This window comes from Microcoleus sp. LEGE 07076 (assembly GCF_015207455.1).
In the GTDB taxonomy this organism is placed as follows: Bacteria; Cyanobacteriota; Cyanobacteriia; order Cyanobacteriales; family Microcoleaceae; genus Microcoleus.
Genome location: NZ_JADEWV010000004.1, coordinates 41370 through 60332, shown reverse-complemented (window position 1 = coordinate 60332; position 18963 = coordinate 41370). Strand labels below are relative to the sequence as shown.

Annotated in this window: 16 protein-coding genes; 11 read left to right on the top strand and 5 right to left on the bottom strand. The window is 46.1% G+C overall.

Features of this window, described 5'->3' with window-relative positions; genetic code table 11:
* Window positions 1-245 precede the first annotated feature (245 nt).
* Complete coding sequence (locus IQ270_RS01400) at window positions 246-1262, bottom strand: YihY/virulence factor BrkB family protein (protein ID WP_193971239.1); 1017 nt, start codon at window positions 1260-1262, stop codon at window positions 246-248.
* Window positions 1263-1486: 224 nt separating this feature from the next.
* Here IQ270_RS01400 and IQ270_RS01395 point away from each other — a divergent pair, with 224 nt between their 5' ends.
* The gene (locus IQ270_RS01395) at window positions 1487-2125 is read left to right on the top strand and encodes a hypothetical protein (protein ID WP_193971238.1); all 639 of its coding nucleotides are present in this window, start codon (window positions 1487-1489) and stop codon (window positions 2123-2125) included.
* 356 nt (window positions 2126-2481) lie between these two features.
* Here IQ270_RS01395 and thrC read toward each other — a convergent pair whose 3' ends face one another.
* A complete protein-coding gene (gene thrC / locus IQ270_RS01390) occupies window positions 2482-3549 on the bottom strand; it encodes a threonine synthase (RefSeq protein WP_193971265.1) in 1068 nt (355 codons plus the stop codon).
* Window positions 3550-3727: 178 nt separating this feature from the next.
* Between thrC and IQ270_RS01385 the strand changes: the two genes are divergently transcribed.
* The 9 genes from IQ270_RS01385 (at window position 3728) to IQ270_RS01345 (ending at window position 15320) form a co-directional block, all read left to right on the top strand.
* Window positions 3728-4009, top strand: a complete 282-nt coding sequence (locus IQ270_RS01385) for a hypothetical protein (RefSeq protein ID WP_193971236.1) — start codon at window positions 3728-3730, stop codon at window positions 4007-4009.
* 259 nt (window positions 4010-4268) lie between these two features.
* Window positions 4269-5321: a fatty acid desaturase gene (locus IQ270_RS01380; protein WP_193971234.1), complete on the top strand. Its 1053-nt coding sequence runs from the start codon at window positions 4269-4271 to the stop codon at window positions 5319-5321.
* Between the two features lie 308 nt (window positions 5322-5629).
* Window positions 5630-7132 carry an AAA family ATPase gene (locus IQ270_RS01375; RefSeq protein WP_193971232.1) on the top strand — a complete coding sequence of 501 codons (1503 nt, stop codon included), beginning with the start codon at window positions 5630-5632 and terminating at the stop codon, window positions 7130-7132.
* Window positions 7132-8010, top strand: a complete 879-nt coding sequence (locus tag IQ270_RS01370; protein ID WP_193971230.1) for a ParB N-terminal domain-containing protein — start codon at window positions 7132-7134, stop codon at window positions 8008-8010. The genes IQ270_RS01375 and IQ270_RS01370 overlap by 1 nt, the downstream gene beginning before the upstream one ends.
* Window positions 8011-8531: 521 nt before the next feature.
* Window positions 8532-9623, top strand: coding sequence for a Rho termination factor (modular protein) (locus IQ270_RS01365; protein ID WP_193971228.1), 1092 nt, complete (start codon window positions 8532-8534; stop codon window positions 9621-9623).
* 154 nt (window positions 9624-9777) lie between these two features.
* Entirely contained in the window at window positions 9778-10515 is a 738-nt protein-coding gene (locus IQ270_RS01360; RefSeq protein WP_193971226.1) for a Uma2 family endonuclease, read from the top strand.
* A gap of 236 nt (window positions 10516-10751) precedes the next feature.
* A complete protein-coding gene (locus IQ270_RS01355; RefSeq protein ID WP_193971224.1) occupies window positions 10752-12659 on the top strand; it encodes a serine/threonine-protein kinase in 1908 nt (635 codons plus the stop codon).
* A 194-nt stretch (window positions 12660-12853) separates the two neighbouring features.
* On the top strand, window positions 12854-13123 hold the full coding sequence (locus IQ270_RS01350) for a hypothetical protein (protein WP_193971222.1): 270 nt from the start codon (window positions 12854-12856) through the stop codon (window positions 13121-13123).
* A gap of 850 nt (window positions 13124-13973) precedes the next feature.
* Entirely contained in the window at window positions 13974-15320 is a 1347-nt protein-coding gene (locus IQ270_RS01345) for an EAL domain-containing response regulator (protein WP_193971220.1), read from the top strand.
* Here the strand turns inward: IQ270_RS01345 and IQ270_RS01340 are convergent.
* The gene (locus IQ270_RS01340) at window positions 15317-15478 is read right to left on the bottom strand and encodes a hypothetical protein (protein ID WP_193971218.1); all 162 of its coding nucleotides are present in this window, start codon (window positions 15476-15478) and stop codon (window positions 15317-15319) included. The two genes, IQ270_RS01345 and IQ270_RS01340, sit on opposite strands and share 4 nt — an antisense overlap.
* A gap of 156 nt (window positions 15479-15634) precedes the next feature.
* On the opposite strand from IQ270_RS01340, the gene IQ270_RS01335 reads away from it, so the two are divergent.
* Window positions 15635-16300 carry a response regulator transcription factor gene (locus IQ270_RS01335; RefSeq protein ID WP_193971216.1) on the top strand — a complete coding sequence of 222 codons (666 nt, stop codon included), beginning with the start codon at window positions 15635-15637 and terminating at the stop codon, window positions 16298-16300.
* A gap of 428 nt (window positions 16301-16728) precedes the next feature.
* On the opposite strand, the gene IQ270_RS01330 is transcribed toward IQ270_RS01335, so the two are convergent.
* Complete coding sequence (locus IQ270_RS01330) at window positions 16729-17442, bottom strand: pentapeptide repeat-containing protein (RefSeq protein WP_193971214.1); 714 nt, start codon at window positions 17440-17442, stop codon at window positions 16729-16731.
* Between the two features lie 187 nt (window positions 17443-17629).
* Entirely contained in the window at window positions 17630-18829 is a 1200-nt protein-coding gene (gene pgk / locus IQ270_RS01325; RefSeq protein WP_193971212.1) for a phosphoglycerate kinase, read from the bottom strand.
* Between the last annotated feature and the right edge of the window lie 134 nt (window positions 18830-18963).

Sequence of the window (18963 nt, the reverse complement as noted above, 5' to 3'; positions counted from 1 at the left end):
CCGAGGTGTTGGCCTCTTGACATTCCTTCCCGGCGGTGTTATTTGGGTACTAATTTTTCTGTCTTTTGTTACGGGTATCCTCAGCACTTTACTGCGTCGGTAATCTCATATCCGGTAATTAATAATAGTCATTAATCATTAGTCATTAGTTATTTGTTACATCCTTGTTTCCAGGCTGTGTATGCCTGGGAATACATATCAGGAGGCTCTGCCTCCAATGCCCAATGCCCAATGCCCAATGCCCGTTATTTTAGTTTCATGGCTTTTCCTACTGTCACGTTTAACTGAGCTCCGAGCAACATCGCCAAACAAGAAATATCGAGCCACAACAGCAACACAATAAAAGTGCCGATCGTCCCGTAAGCCCAACTAAAATTGCCCAAATGCAAAACATAAAACCGAAACAAAGCCGAAAACAGCGCCCACAAAACAGCAGCAAAAACAGCTCCCGAAAAAATCGGAATATCGGCTTGGTGGCGGCTCGGCCCGTAGCGGTAAACAAAGGCAAAAGCAACTGATACAATTCCCAAAGCAATCGGCCACCGCCACAGTCGCCAAACAGCTAATAGTTGCGACTCTAAAGGGCAATTGCCGGCAAGCAGCAAACAATTTTGGACATCTTTTAAATCGCAATTGGCGACGGACTCCAGCAGGCAGCTCTGGCGGGCAACAACTTGTACAATTAAGTCGCTGATAAATACCGCTCCCGATGCTATAATTAACAGTACAATTGTACCAATACTCAGACAAAGAGAAATGAGTTTTGCTTTCAAAAAAGATCGAGTTCGCTCCCTGGGGATTTGATGGATGCGATCGAGAGCAGCCATCGCCGCGCTCATTACCCCAGAAAATGCCCAAAGTGACGCTAAAAAGCTTACTGAAAATAGCCCTTTATTGCGAGTTAACAAAATTTCTTTGATTAAGCCGCGAATCAAATTGCGAACGTCATCGGGTATTACCTCGCCCAAAAGGGCGGCGATTTGATACAGTGTTGACTGCAAAGGTTCAAAAAGGGCGATCGCCGACAACACCGCCAACAGCCCCGGAAATAGCGCCAGTATAGAATTATAGGCCATTTCCGCAGACAGCCCCGGCAACCGCTGCTCTCCCGCTTGCGCGCCGACTTCCTTAAGCGTGCCCCAAGTCAAACACCGACAAAACACTAAAAAATCACTAAACTTTCTTGTGATGGCTCGAAGCTTCTTTAAAAGCGCCTTAAACAAAGCTAAAATCAGGTAGCGCAACCAGTAATAAATGTTCATAGGGCACAGGAAAAGGGAAAGGTGAAAATGGAAAATAGATCCGGGTAACGGGCAAATTTCACAGCAGTCAGCTTTGGAGAGTTCGCGGTTAGATATTTATGCAAGCAAACGGGAAGCTTGCACAAAGTGAAAAATGCTTTTTAGAAAATCTGGATGCTCCCCCAATTCGCAATTACCAATTACCAATTCCCAAGGCTTCAATTCTTTAATCTAAAATTAACAATATGTCTCAGCAGGATGTCAGACAGTGGTTAGATGAAATTAAGCGGCTGCAACAGCAGTTAACAGAGGTTTCGCGCGATCGCGATGACGCTGGTGAAAGTGCGGCTCAGTGGCGCCAACTTTACAATACTGAAGCCGAGCAGCGCCGGAATGATGCTAAATTAGCTCAGCAAAGCATTGATGCTTTGTCAGCAAAAATAGAAGATTTACAAAATTTTTTCCCGATTGTAGCCGACGATGACGGTGCTGGAGTTGCTCGCGAGCAGGAAGTCGCACAACTGCAAACAGTTGAGCAACTTAAAACTAAGTTAGCAGAAGTTCTCCAAGAGCGCGATCGGGCGATCGAACAAATCAAACAACTGACTCAAGCCCTCAAACAAGAAGAAGCCCGTCACGCCGAGACTAGCAGAAATTTAACTACCGCCCTCGGAGACGCAGTTGACTTGCTCACCAAAGCACAAACTGTTCCTACTACAAAAATGGAGAGAGCATATTCTTTAGAAATAGTACCTACCCGCACCCAAAATCCCGGCGAAACTGCGATCGAAATCCGCCAAAATCCCGCTCCAGCCGATCGAAATTCCGCTCAGCTTCCATCTTCAAAAAACCAGTTACTCGATCTACCCCCCTTTGGGAATTAGGAGTTATCTTGTGTGCGATAATTTACCCGACGTAATTATAAAATCTACTTGTGGCGAAGATTTTTTGGGCGGTTAGCTGTTAAGCTGTTGCGGTATATAAATTATCTGTAAAAAAAACAATTCCCCGTCTTGTCGGGTGTGACACCCGACTCGTCCCTTGTCGTCGAGGCCCGATCCCCCTCGCATCCCCCGAAAGCAAGGGGGACTTTGAGAAGACTCTTGTCCCCCACCCCACAATGGATTTTAACTAAGAGTGGAACAGGCCAGAAAGCCTGTCTTATTTCTTAGTCTCGCGTTGCGCGGACTTCGTTTGACTTTCTGGCGGTTTCAACCGCCGAGAATCTTGATATCACTTTTTAAAATCCCATCGCCCCAGCCACTGCATCCAGATTCGGAGCAATTCCTTGTTTAAAGTTGTTCTTGCTGTGATTAATCGCCGTATCTGGGTCTTTCAAACCGTTACCAGTCAGCACGCAAACCACTGTTGCTCCTGTCGGAACTTGGTCTTTTACCTTCAGCAAACCAGCTACAGAAGCGGCGCTTGCTGGTTCGCAGAAAATCCCTTCCTCGGATGCTAGCAAGCGGTAAGCGTCGAGAATTTCGGCATCGGTGACGGCGGCAAAACTGCCGCGGCTGGCTTCGGAAGCGGCAACTGCCTGTTTCCAGCTAGCAGGGTTGCCGATCCGAATCGCCGTCGCCAGAGTTTCTGGGTGCGACACAGGCGATCCAGTCACCAACGGTGCCGCCCCCGCTGCTTGAAATCCCATCATTTGCGGCAGGCGAGAACATTTTTTCGCTTGGTGGTATTGACAAAAACCCATCCAGTATGCTGTGATGTTTCCCGCATTTCCTACGGGAATGCACAGCCAGTCGGGAGCATCGCCCAAAGCGTCCACCACTTCAAAAGCGCCGGTTTTTTGCCCTTCGAGTCGGTAAGGATTGACCGAGTTGACCAAAGTCACCGGATAATGTTCGGCGATTTCGCGGACAATTTCTAAGGCTCGATCGAAATTGCCGACAATCGAAATCACTTCCGCACCGTACAGCAACGCTTGGGCCAACTTGCCCAAAGCCACGTAACCTTCGGGAATCAACACAAAAGCGCGCATCCCCCCACGTCGGGCGTAGGCGGCCGCCGCGGCCGAAGTATTGCCGGTACTGGCGCAGATTACCGCCTTGGCACCAGCTTCCTTCGCCTTAGAAATCGCCATTGTCATCCCCCTGTCTTTGAAACTACCAGTGGGGTTGAGGCCGTCGTATTTGACGAGGACGCGCACGTCTCTACCGATTAAGGAGGCGATCGCCGGTGCCGGAATTAAGGGAGTATTGCCTTCTTGGAGTGTCACTACCGGCGTGGTTTCAGTCACCGGCAGGTAGGAGCGATAAGCTTCGATCAAGCCCGGCCAGCCGTAGTGTTTCGGCATGGCTGCGCGGGCAGCGGAGTTAGGAGCAGAGTCAGTTACAGGTAGAATCAGGGTCACGATGTCAATGGTTTTGAGGCAATGGCCGAGGAATTTACACCAATTTTAGCTCGATCGGTTAATTTGATGTTTAATACGATCGGTTCAGGTTAAAGTAACTTAATGGTGTGAATGTGTAGATATGTCTACTCAATTAGTAATGTCAAATAATTCATCCACTCTTTCTCGACCTCAAGTCACCGCGAGCAATCCCGAAATGGCTAGTCCTTCTACCCGATCGACCAGCTTGGCCCGCAAACTAGATTCGGCTAAGTGCCCCTACCAAGCCGATCAGCAAGTTAAGTTCCTGCACCTGCAAGCCGAAATCGACTCCTTGCTGCTGCAAGTGCAAACCCTCACACAGCAACGATCGATCGCTGCACTCTCTGCCCCCGAGCCAATTTCTGGCAGCAACAGCAATTAGCAGACAACACTTGCTGATGCGAATCCTGCTGCCCCTGTGTTATAAAAACTCAGGTTTTGCTACCCGCAGTTTTTTTGCCGAAAGTGCTATAAATTCTGGCGCTGCCGATAGCGATAGCTAGCATTTGCTAAAACGCGCTTGCCCGAAGCTCGACTCGTCTGCCCACACACTGGCAACGAGCTGACGTTTTATGGCGCTTTTTTATGGCGCTAATTTTGTCAAGCCATCCACATGGCATACGGAGAATCGAAATCAATTTATGACAGCATCGATCGAAAAACCACTAAATTTGACATCCGCAAGTGACACTTCCAACTTGCGCCTCAAAGATATTCTCAAAACCCTGCCCCGCGAAGTCTTTGTCAAAAACCCCCGCAAAGCTTGGACAAAAGTCATCGTCAACGTTTTATTAGTAGCTGTCGGTTATTTAGGCCTAGCAGTATCTCCTTGGTATTTACTGCCCCTAATGTGGATTTTCACAGGTACCGGATTAACCGGTTTTTTTGTAATCGGCCACGACTGCGGTCACCGATCCTTTGCTAACCGCCGCTGGGTAAACGATTTAGTCGGACATCTGGCATTTCTACCCTTAATTTTCCCGTTCCACGCATGGCGGCACGGACACAATTATCACCACAAACACACCAACAAAATTGGCGAAGACAACGCTTGGCAGCCGATGACAGCAGCCGACTACGCTGCCGCACCCAAAGCATTACAAATAGCTTACAGTTTAATCTTCGGCCCAATGTGGTGGGTAGGCTCGATCGCCCACTGGGCAAAAGTACACTTCATGTGGTGGCGCTTCAAAGGCAAACAGAAACAAGAACAAGTGCGGTTTTCAGTATTAGTAGTTTTAATCGGTGCTGCGATCGTATTTCCCACACTAATTGCCACCACAGGCATCTGGGGATTCGTCAAATTTTGGTTGATGCCCTGGATGGTTTACCATTTCTGGATGAGCACCTTCACCATTGTTCACCACACAGCCCCCGACATTTCATTCAAAGCACCAGAAGAATGGAACGAAGCCCAAGCGCAACTATCAGGAACAGTTCACTGCGACTATCCCCGCTGGGTAGAGTTTCTGTGTCACGACATTAACGTCCACGTTCCCCACCACCTCTCAACTGCTATTCCCTGGTACAACCTGCGCCTCGCCCACAGCAGCTTAAAAGAAAACTGGCAATCTCATCTCTACGAAACCAAGTTTTCTTGGTCCTTAATGAAGCGCATTGCCGACAACTGTCACCTGTACAATCCGGCTGGCGGCTATCTGACACTAGAGGAATTCAACGCTCAAACTAAGTAGTTATTGGTTGTTGGTTATTGGTTATTGGTTATTGGTTATTTGCTACAAATGTCCAATTCCCAATTCCCAATTCCCGATTCCCAATTCCCAATGACAACTAACAACTAACAAATTATAAATTATAAAATCTTTTGAGTATTGTAGGGTGCGTCAGGCGTGAATATTGCGTGCAAACCAACAATTTTTTGCCTGACGCACCCTATGGTTACTACAAAAAAGTCAGGTGCGTCGCTATAAGATTGTCGATATTTATTTGGGATTTTCTGTGGCGACACACCCTACGACTAAAATCTAAAATCTAAAATCTAATGGCTTTCAATCCTAATAACTGTCGCAACGAAAGCGAAGTAGAAAGCAAACTCATAGTCACTTATCTGTTGCCAAAACTGGGCTATACCCCCGACAGTTGGCATCAAGAAATCGCCTTTGGGAATATTCGCCTAGACTTCCTCTCATTTCGCATCCAATACATCCCCTTAATGCTCGATGCAGACTCGCAGATGAGTATAGTCATCGAAGCCAAACATCCCAAGGAAAAATTAGACCGTCACGTCAGGAGACTCAAGCGTTACTTAACAAGTTTAAGCATTCGCTACGGACTCATAACTAACGCTAAAGAAATTAGAATTTACGAAAAAGTCAGCGATGATATTCAGCTAGTTTTTCAGTGTGCCGGAGAAGAGCTAGAAACTAGACTTGATGAAATTATCGCTTTAATTGGCAGAGAAAGCTTAAAATATCTAAAAAATCCCGAAAATCTCGAACAGGAAGATAGTAATATTGATTTATTAATTCCTGATTTAATTAACGAAGTACCAATACAACCGGACAATCTCGCTACCGCAGAACCAAAGTTAAGTCAAATCTCAGAACCCCAAAAAATACCTGAAAATTATCCACTTAATCTTCAAGTTAAATCCGATGTAACCGTTCCCCAAACAAGCCAAAATACTATGAAAATAATTGCAGTCTACCACAATAAAGGCGGCGTTGGCAAAACTACAACAGTAGTAAATTTAGCAGCAGCCCTCAGCAAGAAAGGTAACAGAGTCCTTGTCATCGACTTAGACAGTCAGGCAAATACCACCTTTGCGACAGGTTTAGTAAAATTTGAGGATGAAGAACAAGACGATTTGAAAGATAATAATATTCTTCAAGTTTTGCAATCAGAAGACTTTTTCTCGATCGCCGAAGTAGCACGCAAGTCTAATTTTTGCAATCCCGAAATCGACGTAGTTCCTTCCCACATCGATTTAATGCAATATGAAACCGAACTCAATCAACTAGATTACAGCCGCATGATTTTAATTCAAAAACTAGCAGAGGTAGAAGAAAAGTACGATATTGTACTGATTGATACGCCGCCGTCTTTGAATTTTTATGCGAGAGTAGCCCTGATTGCAGCGGATTATTTAATTATTCCTTCTGATTTAAAACCTTTTGCCAATCAAGGATTGGTTAATGTCAAGGACTTTATTAAAAAAGTTAATGGATTCAAAAAACAAATTGGCAAGAAACCTTTAGAAGTTTTAGGTGTACTTGCTTGCAAAATCTCCACAAATTATAAATTTGTACAGTACAGTTTGCCCAAGCGGAGGGAGGCAATTCCCAAACGCTACGACCTTGAAATCATGGACAGCGTAATTTACGAAAGAGACGATTTAGCCAAGTGTGCAGAACAAATTCAAATCGTGGGAAATATGGAAATCGCCGATCCGATTTCAGTGCTGGAATTCAAGCCAGATTCCATCGCCTCCCAAGAATTTGAAATGCTAGCAGTAGAAGTTTTGGAAAAAATAGGTAAAAACTAATGAAAAAATTATCTCCGTCACTGGTTGCAGTTAAAAAAATAACATCCGCAGTGCCCCGTTCCAATTTTTCAGATCCTGATTTGGAGAAATTAGCGAGACTAATTTTAGATTCAGGAGGATTGATTAATCCGATAATTGTCCGCCGAAACGGTATGGATGCTTACGAGATAGTAGACGGAGATTTTGAATTCTACGCGGCGGCGAGAGCAAAGGAAATTGAACCTCTCAAGGGCGAGACAATCGGAGCATTCATCCTGGAAGAAGAAAATGAAAAACTGCTCCTCGAACAACTGGAAATTCTCAGAAAAACCGCAGTCACTGAGAGTGCGGATGAAAATAAAACTCCCCAAGAGCTATCAATAATTGATACTTCGGTTGAAAGTGAAATTCCCCAAACATCATCGAGCTTAGAGCAGCGACTGACAAATATTGAAGTTCGGTTAGAAAATCAACTCAATGAATTGAAAGCCTCGCGAACCCGCGAAGAAAAGGTGTTAGCTGAGAAAATACAAGAGTTTGAAAATCAGATTTCACAATTACCTTTATTAATTGAAACTCAGTTAAATGACAGAATTAATGAGTTGAAATCTGAGGTAAATGCGGAAAAACCGACTTTGGTAGATACTGTAGGAGAAGTTGAACAGGTAACTGCTCAACGGCTGTCGCTGTTGACTGCACTGAATACTCAAGAGAAAGATCGACTGAAGGCGAGTTTGAAAAATGTTGGGCTGAACGACCAAGTTATAAAGCTCATATTCAAAGAGCGAGATTTGCGGCAGTTTGTGTCATTTGCAAATGTGGTAGAACGTATTAAAGGGTTATCTGATAACAGAATGATTAAAATTATTGATTACTGGGAAAATACTCATAAGTTGTGAACCGTCTAAATTGTATTTTTCCGGAGGCGTCGAAGCCCGCGCCACAAAAGTTGAAACTAGATTTTTCCAAGGTAATTGAGTATGGTGAAAATACCGAAAAACGCCAGCCCAGACTGCGTTAGCTTTCGCCTCCGCCCCGAAGCCGTTTCTGAAGGCTAGGAAAGCCCGCCCTGTGGGGGCTGCACCAAGAAAGAAGCTCGCCCCACAGCCAAAAAAAGTAAAGATGAGTAAAGCAGTGTATCGTTGGTGTCCCGCAGGCAGTTAAACTCATCACAGTCGATTTTTTGTAGGAATTGCAGTCAATTTTGTCGATCGGGTTGTCAGCGCACAGCCACTCGCACAGTAAAGCAATGCGACGATATGTCTCCCAAGCGCACAGCCTGGGTAAGGTGTTTGTCTCGCACCATACAATTAGAGTTCTTGGGTTAGTCTCCCAGCACTTAAAACCTAAGCTGTAAACTGCCAATATACATAATTACCCAAACACCTGATTTTAATGACAAAAGGGGACTTGTAACAAGATGGAGCGATCGCAAGATCACAACCGAATAGTTGAATATTTGCGGATTAAGCCAGTTAGTCACAGTCAGATTTATACTTCCCAAATTGCAGTACCAGAGACTCAGGGAAAAGAAATTATTCGCGAACGCCGCGAAGCTCTCAGAAGAAGTCTCATCGAGCAAGGTAGCAACTTAATTCCTTTAATTGTGCGCCCTACAGAAGCTTACAGCAACGAAGAAGAATATGAAGTAATCTGCGGCTCAGATTGGTGTATTGTTGCCAAAGAACTCGGCATCGAGCAAATGTGGGCTTGGGTTTTTGAAATGACCGACGAGGAGGTAGCTGCGGCTCAAGCACAAATGGAGCATTTAGCGCCGCAACCAACTCAGAAAACTGCACAAATTGAGACTCTACTGCAACAATTTGAGCTATCATTTCAAAAAAAAGTAGAGAGTCTAGCTAAACAAATAGAACAATCTGTTAAAAAAAATGAAGATTTGCTAAAAAAGCAAGTAAAAGCTTTAACTGAACGGAACTTTGAAAGTGACAGAATAGAAGAAATCAAGCGTCTGCTCGAACAAGTTGAAAAAACATTTCACGAAAAGGTAGATAAATTGGCTAAAAAAATTGAGCAGCCCGGTAGCGACAATTCTCAGAATTCTGCGGTGATATCTGAGCTGAATTGTGAAGGTGCATTGATCCAATTGGATGAACTAGAAAAACTGATTTCAATAAAATTAGAACGCACTGTCCAAACTATTAATCAGTTTGTTGCCGATGCGATTGAAGACGTAGAAAACGACCTAAAAAATCAAATCGCAACGCTCCGCAGCCAAATTTGCGAGGCTGCGACTGACTCAGAAATACAGCCAGAAACACAGCGAAAAAAGCCGTTGAAGACTCAGCGTCAGAAGCAGTCGAAGATCCAGCAGAAACCTCAGTTACCGCAGTTGCAGTTGTCGTTGCCGTTTGCGCCTCAAGAAGATGAAGAGTACGAAAATCTTTCGCTGAGACGGTTGAAGGCGATGTGCAAAGACCGGAAAGTGCGGGGCTACGCGCGCATGAAACGACCGGAAATTCTGGCGGCTCTCAGAGAATTTGACGCGCAATAAAGGGGGCAATTGCTAATAGTTAAAGACTAATTGTTCGGTGTTCGATCGCGTTTTTAGACCAAAAGCGCGATCGGGCTTTCAGAACAGTCCTGGACACAGATATGAAAAGCTTGCTAAAATAGACACACAACCTCTTACTCCTCACCGAGCAGCCATGTCCGCAACCGCAGAATTAGCTACTACCCAAGAGATACTAGAACAAGAGATACTAGAAAACTTTATCTTTCCTCCCGGCGACTTATACAGTGACGAACCTCCCGTGGAAACAGAACTGCATCTGAGACAAATAATCCTACTGTTCAACTGTCTAGAATGGCTGTGGCGAGATAGAAACAATTTCTATGCTGCTGGAAACCTCACCATTTATTACAGTCCCAAACAACTCAAATCAAAAGACTTCCGAGGCCCAGACTTTTTTGTGGTACTCGGAACTGAACGCAAAACTCGGAAAAGCTGGGTAGTTTGGGATGAAGAGGGAAAGTACCCCAATATTATCGTCGAAATCCTGTCGCCCAAAACAGCGGATACAGACAAAAACTTTAAAAAACAACTCTATCAAGATACTTTTCGCACTCACGATTACTTTTGGTTTGATCCAGAAACTTTAGAATTAGCTGGGTTTCATTTGGTTGACGGGGAATATGAAGCGATCGCACCAAACGAATCCGGGCATCTGCGGAGTCAGCAGCTCGATTTGAGTTTGGGAATTTGTGGGGGAAAATTGCGTTTCTTTACAGCAGAAGGAGAGCTTGTTCCTACTCCTCAAGAGGTTGCAGAAAGGGAGGCTCAACGAGCCGGACAAGAAGCTCAACGAGCCGGACAAGAAGCTCAACGAGCCGATCGCCTGGCCGCGAAACTGCGAGAACTAAATATCGATCCAGATACAATTTAGCGCCCGGTTCCTCGCAAAAACACGGTTGATGGCTTGGTGTATTCGAGGTCGCCAAAATCGCACAGCCGGCAAGCTTGCGTGCCCGAAACAGCCTTTTTGAACAACAATAACCGCAGGAGATGACCGTTGCGGTCGATCGGCACATCAACACGGACACACTATGTCAAGATTAATTAGCCCGATCGCCCACAAGTCCCAGTCTCAGTCAAGCGTGAAAATCCGACGCACCAAGTTCCATGAACAATCCCATCTACCCCGGCATAACTCTCAACCACCACTACCGCATCGTCCGCGAATTGGGACACGGAGGCTTCGGACGCACCTACCTAGCTGAAGATGCCCACCGATTTAACGAACCCTGCGTTTTAAAAGAATTTGCGCCCCAAGTACACGGAAGTTACGCCTTACAAAAATCCGAGGAACTCTTCGAGCGAGAAGCCGGAGTCCTCTACAAGCTGCAACACAATCAAATCCCGCGCTTCCGCGAACTGTTTCGAGTCAGTATTAGCGATCGAGGCTACCTATTTCTCGTCCAAGACTACGTACCCGGTCAAACCTACCGCTTCCTGCTGGATGCCCGCAAGCGTCAGGGTTTGCGGTTCATAGAAGCAGAAATAAATCAACTGCTGCTCCAGATTTTGCCAGTGCTCGAATACATTCACTCTTTGGGAGTGATCCACCGCGACATCTCCCCCGACAACCTGATTCTGCGCTTGTCTGACGGAATGCCAGTGCTAATTGACTTCGGCGGAGTCAAACAAGTCGCCGCCACCGTAGAATCTCTGTTTGCTGAAGCTAACGGTACTCCCGCCCCCGCCACTCGCATCGGGAAGCTCGGCTACGCTCCCCTCGAACAAATGCAAATGGGCATCGTCAATCCCCACAGCGATTTGTACGCTCTGGCGGCCACAGTTTTGGTGTTGCTGACGGCGAAGGAACCGCACCAGTTGCTCGATAGCCAGACGCTCAATTGGAACTGGCGGGCAGAATGTTCTCTATCTCCCAATTTGTCCCTGGTGCTGGATAAAATGCTCGCTCAGCAGCCTCGCCAGCGTTACTCCTCGGCTCGCGAGGTAATGCTCGCCCTGTCGGGGAATCCGCCTTTGCAGCCTCCGCCACAACCGCCTCCGCCAGCGTATTTTCCGGCGGCGACTGCGCCGCCGGAACACTCGCCCGTACCCGTACCCGCCCCGCCGCAACTGCCGGGAACTCCGGTACGAGCTGCGAATAAAAATCAGCAAAAGACGCCTGCTTGGCAAATGGTTTTGTTTGTGGTAGCGGTGCTTTTAAGTATGGGGGGAGTTGGCTGGTTTGCAGGCAATTATGTGTTAAACCTGCAATCAAAAGTGCAGAAAATTCCCCAAACTCCGGGCCCGAAGCAGCAGCAAGAAGATGCTTTGCGCGATCGCTTTTCCAAGCTCGGAATTGACGATCGATTTTATAACGGTTACGTCAGCCTTGTAGACGAGACTTTCTATGCCAAATATCCGGAATTGCGCGGGCGACTGCTAAAAGAAGGTGAGGACGATCGCCAGTGGCGCGAAAGATGGCAAAAAGTCGGCGACGAGTTGCTCGACAAGCTCCAAAACCTCAGCAGCGACGCTAGAGCGCGGTTGGGGAGTTACAACATCGCCGATATCGATCGCTGGAAAACAGAGGTTAACAAGCTTTTTTTGAGCAGTCGCGCCCTCTACGATTTGGCTGATGCTAAGTTCTTTTATTGGTTTCCGCGACAGTCGCGCGAGCGCAATCTCATTGGTTTGCCGATCGGACAAATTTGGCAAGCCATTACCGCCGACACCCTCGCATCTTTGCAAGCAGGAGCAACTCTCGAAAGCATCGAACTTGACAGCCGAGCTGCCAGCAAAACCCTCACCGGCAATCTCAAACCCGGAGAAGGGAAAGCCTATATTGCCCGGTTAGCTCAAAATCAAACTTTGCGCGTGAATTTACAAGCTCCGCGAAGGTCTACTTTGCTGTCAATTTATTCTCCAGGGAAGACCAGCAAAGCTCGAGCTTTGCTCCAAGATGCACAGGAGCTGAGTTGGTCTGGATTGCTCGACGATACTGGTTTTTATGAATTCGTGGTAGTTTCTCAGTCATCGGAGCCGATCGCCTACGAGTTGAATCTGGCAGCAAAATAACCCCAGCCCAAAAACCGATCTCGCTCCCCTGATTGTCCGTCGAAGTTCTTGCTCCCAGATTCATCTGTACAAGTAAATCTCAACTCTTCAATCCCCCAATTTCAAACCGAATCATGGCTATTGACGCTCTGAGTGCGATCGGGTAATAATAAAGTAATCCCCATCCAGTAAATTTTCCGATTCACAAAAACAATATGTTTAGATTTGCGATCGTAGCTTTAGTAACTTTGGGATTAGTATTACTCACAGCATTTGGTTTACATCCCGCCAGTGCCACAGTCAGCAATCCCGAATTTTATGCTTGGAACTTTGCCTCTGTAGGCAGCAGCGAACTTGTTTGTAAAAAGACAGTTGTAGTCCCCCAAAACCTGCTTTTTCCATCATCCTCAATGCAGGCAGTCACTATCAATTCTGCAAAGGTCGATCGCAAATTTTGCGCTAATTCCACTCAGCCTGTCAATTAAGTCAGAGTCGCCCATCCTGTCCGCCAAAACAACAATTACATTGGTTCGATAGTTCCCAATGCAACTATTCACAATCTCACGCATTGCCTTCGCAAAAAGCGGACAAATTTTGTTATCTGGAATACACCAGACATCATATTAAATAATTGCCGTCACCTGCGGAGCGACCAGGCCCAAAAACCAGAAAATCCCCCCAAAGCTGTTGCAAATCGTTCAAAAGATTGAGAACTTTGTTTGACTTTCCAAATTAAATGCTGCAAGTAAAATTCTCATTTTTCAAGTCTTCAATCCTGCAATCATATCCTTTCCGGTGGCATCGGAATCATAAAATAGAGTCAACAGTCACCAGTCATGAGGAGTGCAACCCGAATTGATCTGACGCATCCGAGCCCAAAAATCCAGTTTCTCGATCGATATCTCTCCGGCTCTCCTGGGTTTATCATGAATACGGTATCAGACACAACTGTTCGCGATTCTGTGATGCCCTTGGAGTAAGGATATGCGGTTTGTTTATCACCACAAACTCAGGAGAGCCCTCTCTCCAAGAGCAACAGCGATTGTCCAACAAAACGACTTTTCAAGGCTTAATCCTACTTTATGAAAAAAATAGAATATTTTGCAAGGAAAATTTATAAAACGAGTCTCGCGCCGCAGTGTCATGCTATTGAAAAATATCGAACCCTTCCCAATTTTTCCAAAGCTATGACAGTGATTTAAGAACTGATGCACAATGATTAGCCAAATGGCTAATCTTTTATTGGCTAATTGGCCTAATCACTAACTCCTTAGTTTGAGTATGCTAGAGTTAGTCAGGTTCTGATATATAGTGCCATCTGTAATCTAAACTATCATGCTAAAAATTCTGGTTATTGAGGACGACGAATTAATCCGGGAAACTCTTGTGCAACTCCTGGAATCTCACAGCTACCGGGTGATTGTAGCCGAAAACGGTCGCTTTGGAGTGCAGATGGCACTTTCAGAAATCCCCGATCTAATTTTGTGCGACGTGCAGATGCCGGAAATCGACGGTTATGACGTATTGCGAACCTTGCGACAAAACTCCCTAGCTGCAACAATTCCCTTCATTTTCCTTACAGCTCAAAGTTGCAAAACCGATTTTCGTCGCGGCATGGAATTGGGAGCCGACGATTACCTGACAAAGCCCTTTACTAAGGCGGAATTGCTCGGAGCCATTGCTTCTCGCGTCTCGAAACGGCAAACAATTACTCAGCCACTGACATTCGCGCTTCACCAAGCAGAAGCCAGACTCAAAGATTTAGTTAACGAATCCACCAAAGTTTGTGTCCTCTCTCCCGAAAAGTTGGCTCTGGAAGCTCTGTTGCGCCGCGCTTTGGCACAAGGTGAGTTTCAGGTATACTATCAGCCGCAAGTCGATCTCGCTACCGGACAAGTTATCGGCGCCGAAGCTTTGGTGCGCTGGCAAAATCCCGATCGAGGTATAATTTCTCCCGCCGAATTTATTCCCTTAGCAGAAGAAACAGGTTTAATTATTCAAATTGGCGAGTGGGTACTGCTTTCAGCTTGCGCTCAAGCCGCTAGTTGGCTGGCTGCGGGGTTTTCGCCCTTTAGAATATCAGTAAATTTGTCGGCTCGGCAGTTGTCCGACCCCGAACTCAAAGCGCGAATCGTGCAAATATTAGAAACCACAGGCTTAGAGCCGGCTAATTTAGAACTAGAAATGACCGAAAGCGCTTTAGTGGAAAATGCCACAGTCGCAGGCGCTACTTTAAACGAACTTAAAGCTCTAGGAATTCGGATTGCGATTGACGACTTCGGCACCGGTTATGCCACTCTAGGATATCTCAAGCTATTTGCTTTTGACAGCTTAAAGATCGATCGAATTTTCGTCCGCAATGCCAACGTAGACTCTCAAAATGCTGCCATTACTACAGCAGTAATTTTACTCGGTCACAGCTTGAACATGACAGTAATTGCTGAAGGGGTAGAAACAGAAGCAGAACTAGCATTTTTGAGACAGCACAACTGCGATATCATCCAGGGGTATCTGTTCAGCCGTCCCGAACCCGCACCCATACTTGAAAGTATGCTAGTTGCCGACAGGCGTTTGTTCGCGCCACCCGTAGCAGCAGTTACCGCTCGCCCCATCCCCTTTGTACCCCTATCCGAACCAGAAAAATGTAAAAACCTTTCCATGTCGAGCCTAGGAATAGTCTAAGTCTTACCAGAATTTGTGTATAATAAAACAAAATTATCACTTTTAGCTGCTATTTTCTGTGAAAAAGTTGACCCTGCTTGCTCAAAAGTTATAACTTTTTCATAATAAAGGCAAATAAAAAAAGGAGATTTTCCCCAATATTCCTCTACTTCTTCCAATTTTATGCGAGCGGCGCCAGTAATTGGACTATTTGAGAAATTGTGGCGTCTTGAAATCGCGATATTTTATCAAGTTGCAGCAGGTAAACTCATTTAAGTTCCTACATTGGAAGCCGCACTTTCAATAACTGTCAACTGAATTGGTGCAACGCTCTCATGGAAAGAATATTAGTGGTGGACGACGAAGCAGACTGTCAAACAGTCCTAGCAATGTACCTGGAAAGCCAAGGATACCAGGTTGAATGCGCTAATTCAGGAATAGAGGCGCTCTCAGTTTTTGAAAATGCCCAGCCCGATTTGGTAATTTCCGATGTGATGATGCCGGAAATGGACGGGTTTGAGTTGTGCCGCAGCTTGCGTACTAGCCGTTTGGGACAGTTGGTGCCCTTTATATTTTTGTCCGGTCAAGGCGAAATGGAGTCAAAAGTTAAAGGTCACAAGCTCGGAGCTGACGATTATCTGGTAAAACCTTTTCAGTCTGAAGAAATCTTAGCTAAGGTGAAGGCGCAGTTAGAACGTGCTCACCGCGTTCACGCCGAGATTGTCCGAATGCTCCAAATTTCTACCGCCCAGGCACCGCAGCCAACAGTAGTCGCAGTATTGCCAGAGCGTGCACCTTTGCCTTTAACACCAGCAGAGGAAAGAGTTTTTTGGGAGGCTATTCAGGGTTATACTAACAAACAAATTAGCAATCAACTGTTTATTAGCCCCCGGACTGTACAAGCTCATTTAAGCAGCATTTTCAGCAAACTACAGCTAGAAAATCGCGCCCAACTTGTGAAATTCGCCTTAGAAAGGGGATACAAACCACCTCAAACTTAGCTCAAAACTCATCTCAACTTCAGGTGCGCCAGCCAATCAGTAAAGTTTAGATTTTAGATTTTAGATTTTAGATTTTAGATTTACTTGCAGCGCCGTGAATCTGGGAGCGGGAACAAAAGTCTAAAATTGGAAATTCACTACTTTTATCATGTCCAGTCAATTACGGTAACAAAAACGGTTCGCAGTGAAGTCTATTGACCGGACATGATATCGGGAACGTCGGAAAGTACCCGTTTTTGGGACTGTCAAAAAATCCCCTAGCTGCGAAAATCATCGCCGACGCACTCCAATGTCAATCAGATAATTTCCTATCAATTACCCGCAATCTGTAAAGGTTCCCTCGTTCGGACTTTAGTCCCAGTCATGGAAGAGGACTAAAGTCCTGACTGCAAACCAATCTGATTGTGGTAGTTTGACCCGACACAATCTTACTCCAAATTTAAAACACAATCAGGAAAAGTAGTTATCACGCAAACCCCCGGCCCCAAATTCGTACCCCGCAAGTTGGCACGTTGCAAATCAGCCTGTCGCACGTTACTAGCTGCATCGATATTTGTCCCAGTCAATTGAGCTTTAGGAAGCCTGGTATTTGACAGAATAGCATTCTGCAAATTAGTATCGCGCACGTCAGCATAAGACATATCCGCTCCGCTTAAATTCGCGCGACTCAAATTCACCCTAAACAGCAGCGAACGCCTCAAATCCGCATTGGACAAATTAGCTTGCAGCAAATAAGATTCGCCCAAATTAGCATTAAAAAGTTTAGCACCGCGCAAATCAGCTCTCGTCAGATTCGCCCGCCCCAAAAAAGCATTAGACAAATCCGCATTTCGCAAATTAGCACTGTCCAAGTCAGCACCGTACATCTCCGCATTAACCAAGTTAGCATTTGCCAAATTAGCACCACTTAAATCAGCTTCTAGCAAATTAGCTTCATAGAGATTTGCACCGCTTAAATCAGCACCTCTTAAATTAGCTCTATACAAACTCGCTTTAAACAAATCAGCATTTCTCAAATCGCAGCCTTCACACTCGTTACTTTCGAGCAACTGCCGCACAGAATCGGGATTTTGAGCTTTGACGGGAGCTGCCAGCAAAAACGGAGCTAAAACTGCTACACTTGCCAAGATTTTAAGTTTCACAAACAAACCTCACTGCCACTTCAGATCGATCGTACTCGCAAACAGTAGAATTTCAACCCATTTCTTTCTCTCTTTTCTCCCTCTCTGCGCTCTCTGCGCTCTCTGCGGTAAAAAAAAACAGCATTCGCAGCCAAAGATTTAGACCTGCTTACAGCAAGGCGGGCAGCGCCCGCCATACTTAACTAAATCAAGCCTCATCCAAAGCCGCAACACCAGGCAATTCCTTACCTTCGAGCAGTTCCAAACTAGCGCCGCCACCAGTAGAAATGTGGCTCATTTCTGGCCCCAAATTTAACTGTTCCACAGCCGCCACCGAGTCACCGCCACCGATAATGGTGGTAGTACCAGTTTTAGTAAGTCCAGCCAAAGTATGAGCGATACCTTCAGTTCCAGCCGCAAACTTCTCCATCTCAAACACGCCCATCGGCCCGTTCCAGATTACACTTTTGCAATCGGCCAAAGCATCTTGGAAAGTTTTCACAGAATCTGGGCCGATGTCCAAACCCATCCAACCGTCGGGAATGCTTTCAACAGGGACAATTTGAGTATTGGCATCAGCAGCAAACTTGTCAGCAACTACCACATCGGTAGGTAACAGAAAAGTAACTCCTCGTTCCTTGGCTTTAGCTTCCAAAGACTTCGCCAATTCCAGCTTGTCATCTTCCACCAAAGACTTGCCAACGCTCAAACCGCGAGCTTTGTAGAACGTGAAAACCATGCCGCCGCCCAGCAGCAGTTTGTCGCACTTTTCGAGCAGTTTTTCAATGACTCCAATCTTGCTCGAAACCTTAGAACCGCCAATGATAGCAGCTAAAGGACGCTGAGGATTGTCGATCGCACTACCGAGATACTGCAATTCCTTCTCCATCAAAAACCCAGCCACAGAAGGACTCAGATATTTAGTAACGCCCTCAGTAGAAGCGTGAGCCCGGTGAGCCGTACCAAAAGCATCATTGACATACAAATCGGCCACTGAAGCTAACTTCTTGGCAAATTCCGAGTCATTTGCCTCCTCTTCTGAGTAGAAGCGGACATTTTCCAGCAAAACCACATCGCCATCCGCCATCGCCGCCACTGTAGCAGCCACGTCATCGCCGATGCAGTCATCAGTCTTTTTGACCTCTTTCCCCAACAATTCCGACAGCCGCTTCGCAACCGGTGTCAAGCGCAGCTTCTCCGTCACGCCCTTGGGACGCCCGAAGTGGCTGCACAAAATCACCTTAGCGCCCTTGGAGGCTAAATCTTGAATAGTCGGCAGAGCAGCCCGGATGCGAGTATCATCGGTGATATTGCCGTTGTCGAGCGGCACGTTAAAGTCCGCCCGCACCAATACCCGTTTGCCCGATAAGTCCGATGCTGATAAATTTGCTACAGTTTTTTTGGTCACAGGATTAACCTCCTAATATTTGTGTTTTTGTCTAATTCCGTTGAAATGGCGGCACTCGTCACTTGCACTTGGGGCCTCGGACGCATTCAACCGCGTCCGTACAAAAAACGGAGGATAAAACAAACGGCACTCAT

Excerpts from the sequence above, each read along its gene's own strand:
- IQ270_RS01400 (WP_193971239.1), bottom strand. The coding sequence starts at position 1,262 with ATGAACATTTATTACTGGTTGCGCTACCTGATTTTAGCTTTGTTTAAG.
- IQ270_RS01395 (WP_193971238.1), top strand. The coding sequence starts at position 1,487 with ATGTCTCAGCAGGATGTCAGACAGTGGTTAGATGAAATTAAGCGGCTG.
- thrC (WP_193971265.1), bottom strand. The coding sequence starts at position 3,549 with ATGCCGAAACACTACGGCTGGCCGGGCTTGATCGAAGCTTATCGCTCC.
- IQ270_RS01385 (WP_193971236.1), top strand. The coding sequence starts at position 3,728 with ATGTCTACTCAATTAGTAATGTCAAATAATTCATCCACTCTTTCTCGA.
- IQ270_RS01380 (WP_193971234.1), top strand. The coding sequence starts at position 4,269 with ATGACAGCATCGATCGAAAAACCACTAAATTTGACATCCGCAAGTGAC.
- IQ270_RS01375 (WP_193971232.1), top strand. The coding sequence starts at position 5,630 with ATGGCTTTCAATCCTAATAACTGTCGCAACGAAAGCGAAGTAGAAAGC.
- IQ270_RS01370 (WP_193971230.1), top strand. The coding sequence starts at position 7,132 with ATGAAAAAATTATCTCCGTCACTGGTTGCAGTTAAAAAAATAACATCC.
- IQ270_RS01365 (WP_193971228.1), top strand. The coding sequence starts at position 8,532 with ATGGAGCGATCGCAAGATCACAACCGAATAGTTGAATATTTGCGGATT.
- IQ270_RS01360 (WP_193971226.1), top strand. The coding sequence starts at position 9,778 with ATGTCCGCAACCGCAGAATTAGCTACTACCCAAGAGATACTAGAACAA.
- IQ270_RS01355 (WP_193971224.1), top strand. The coding sequence starts at position 10,752 with ATGAACAATCCCATCTACCCCGGCATAACTCTCAACCACCACTACCGC.
- IQ270_RS01350 (WP_193971222.1), top strand. The coding sequence starts at position 12,854 with ATGTTTAGATTTGCGATCGTAGCTTTAGTAACTTTGGGATTAGTATTA.
- IQ270_RS01345 (WP_193971220.1), top strand. The coding sequence starts at position 13,974 with ATGCTAAAAATTCTGGTTATTGAGGACGACGAATTAATCCGGGAAACT.
- IQ270_RS01335 (WP_193971216.1), top strand. The coding sequence starts at position 15,635 with ATGGAAAGAATATTAGTGGTGGACGACGAAGCAGACTGTCAAACAGTC.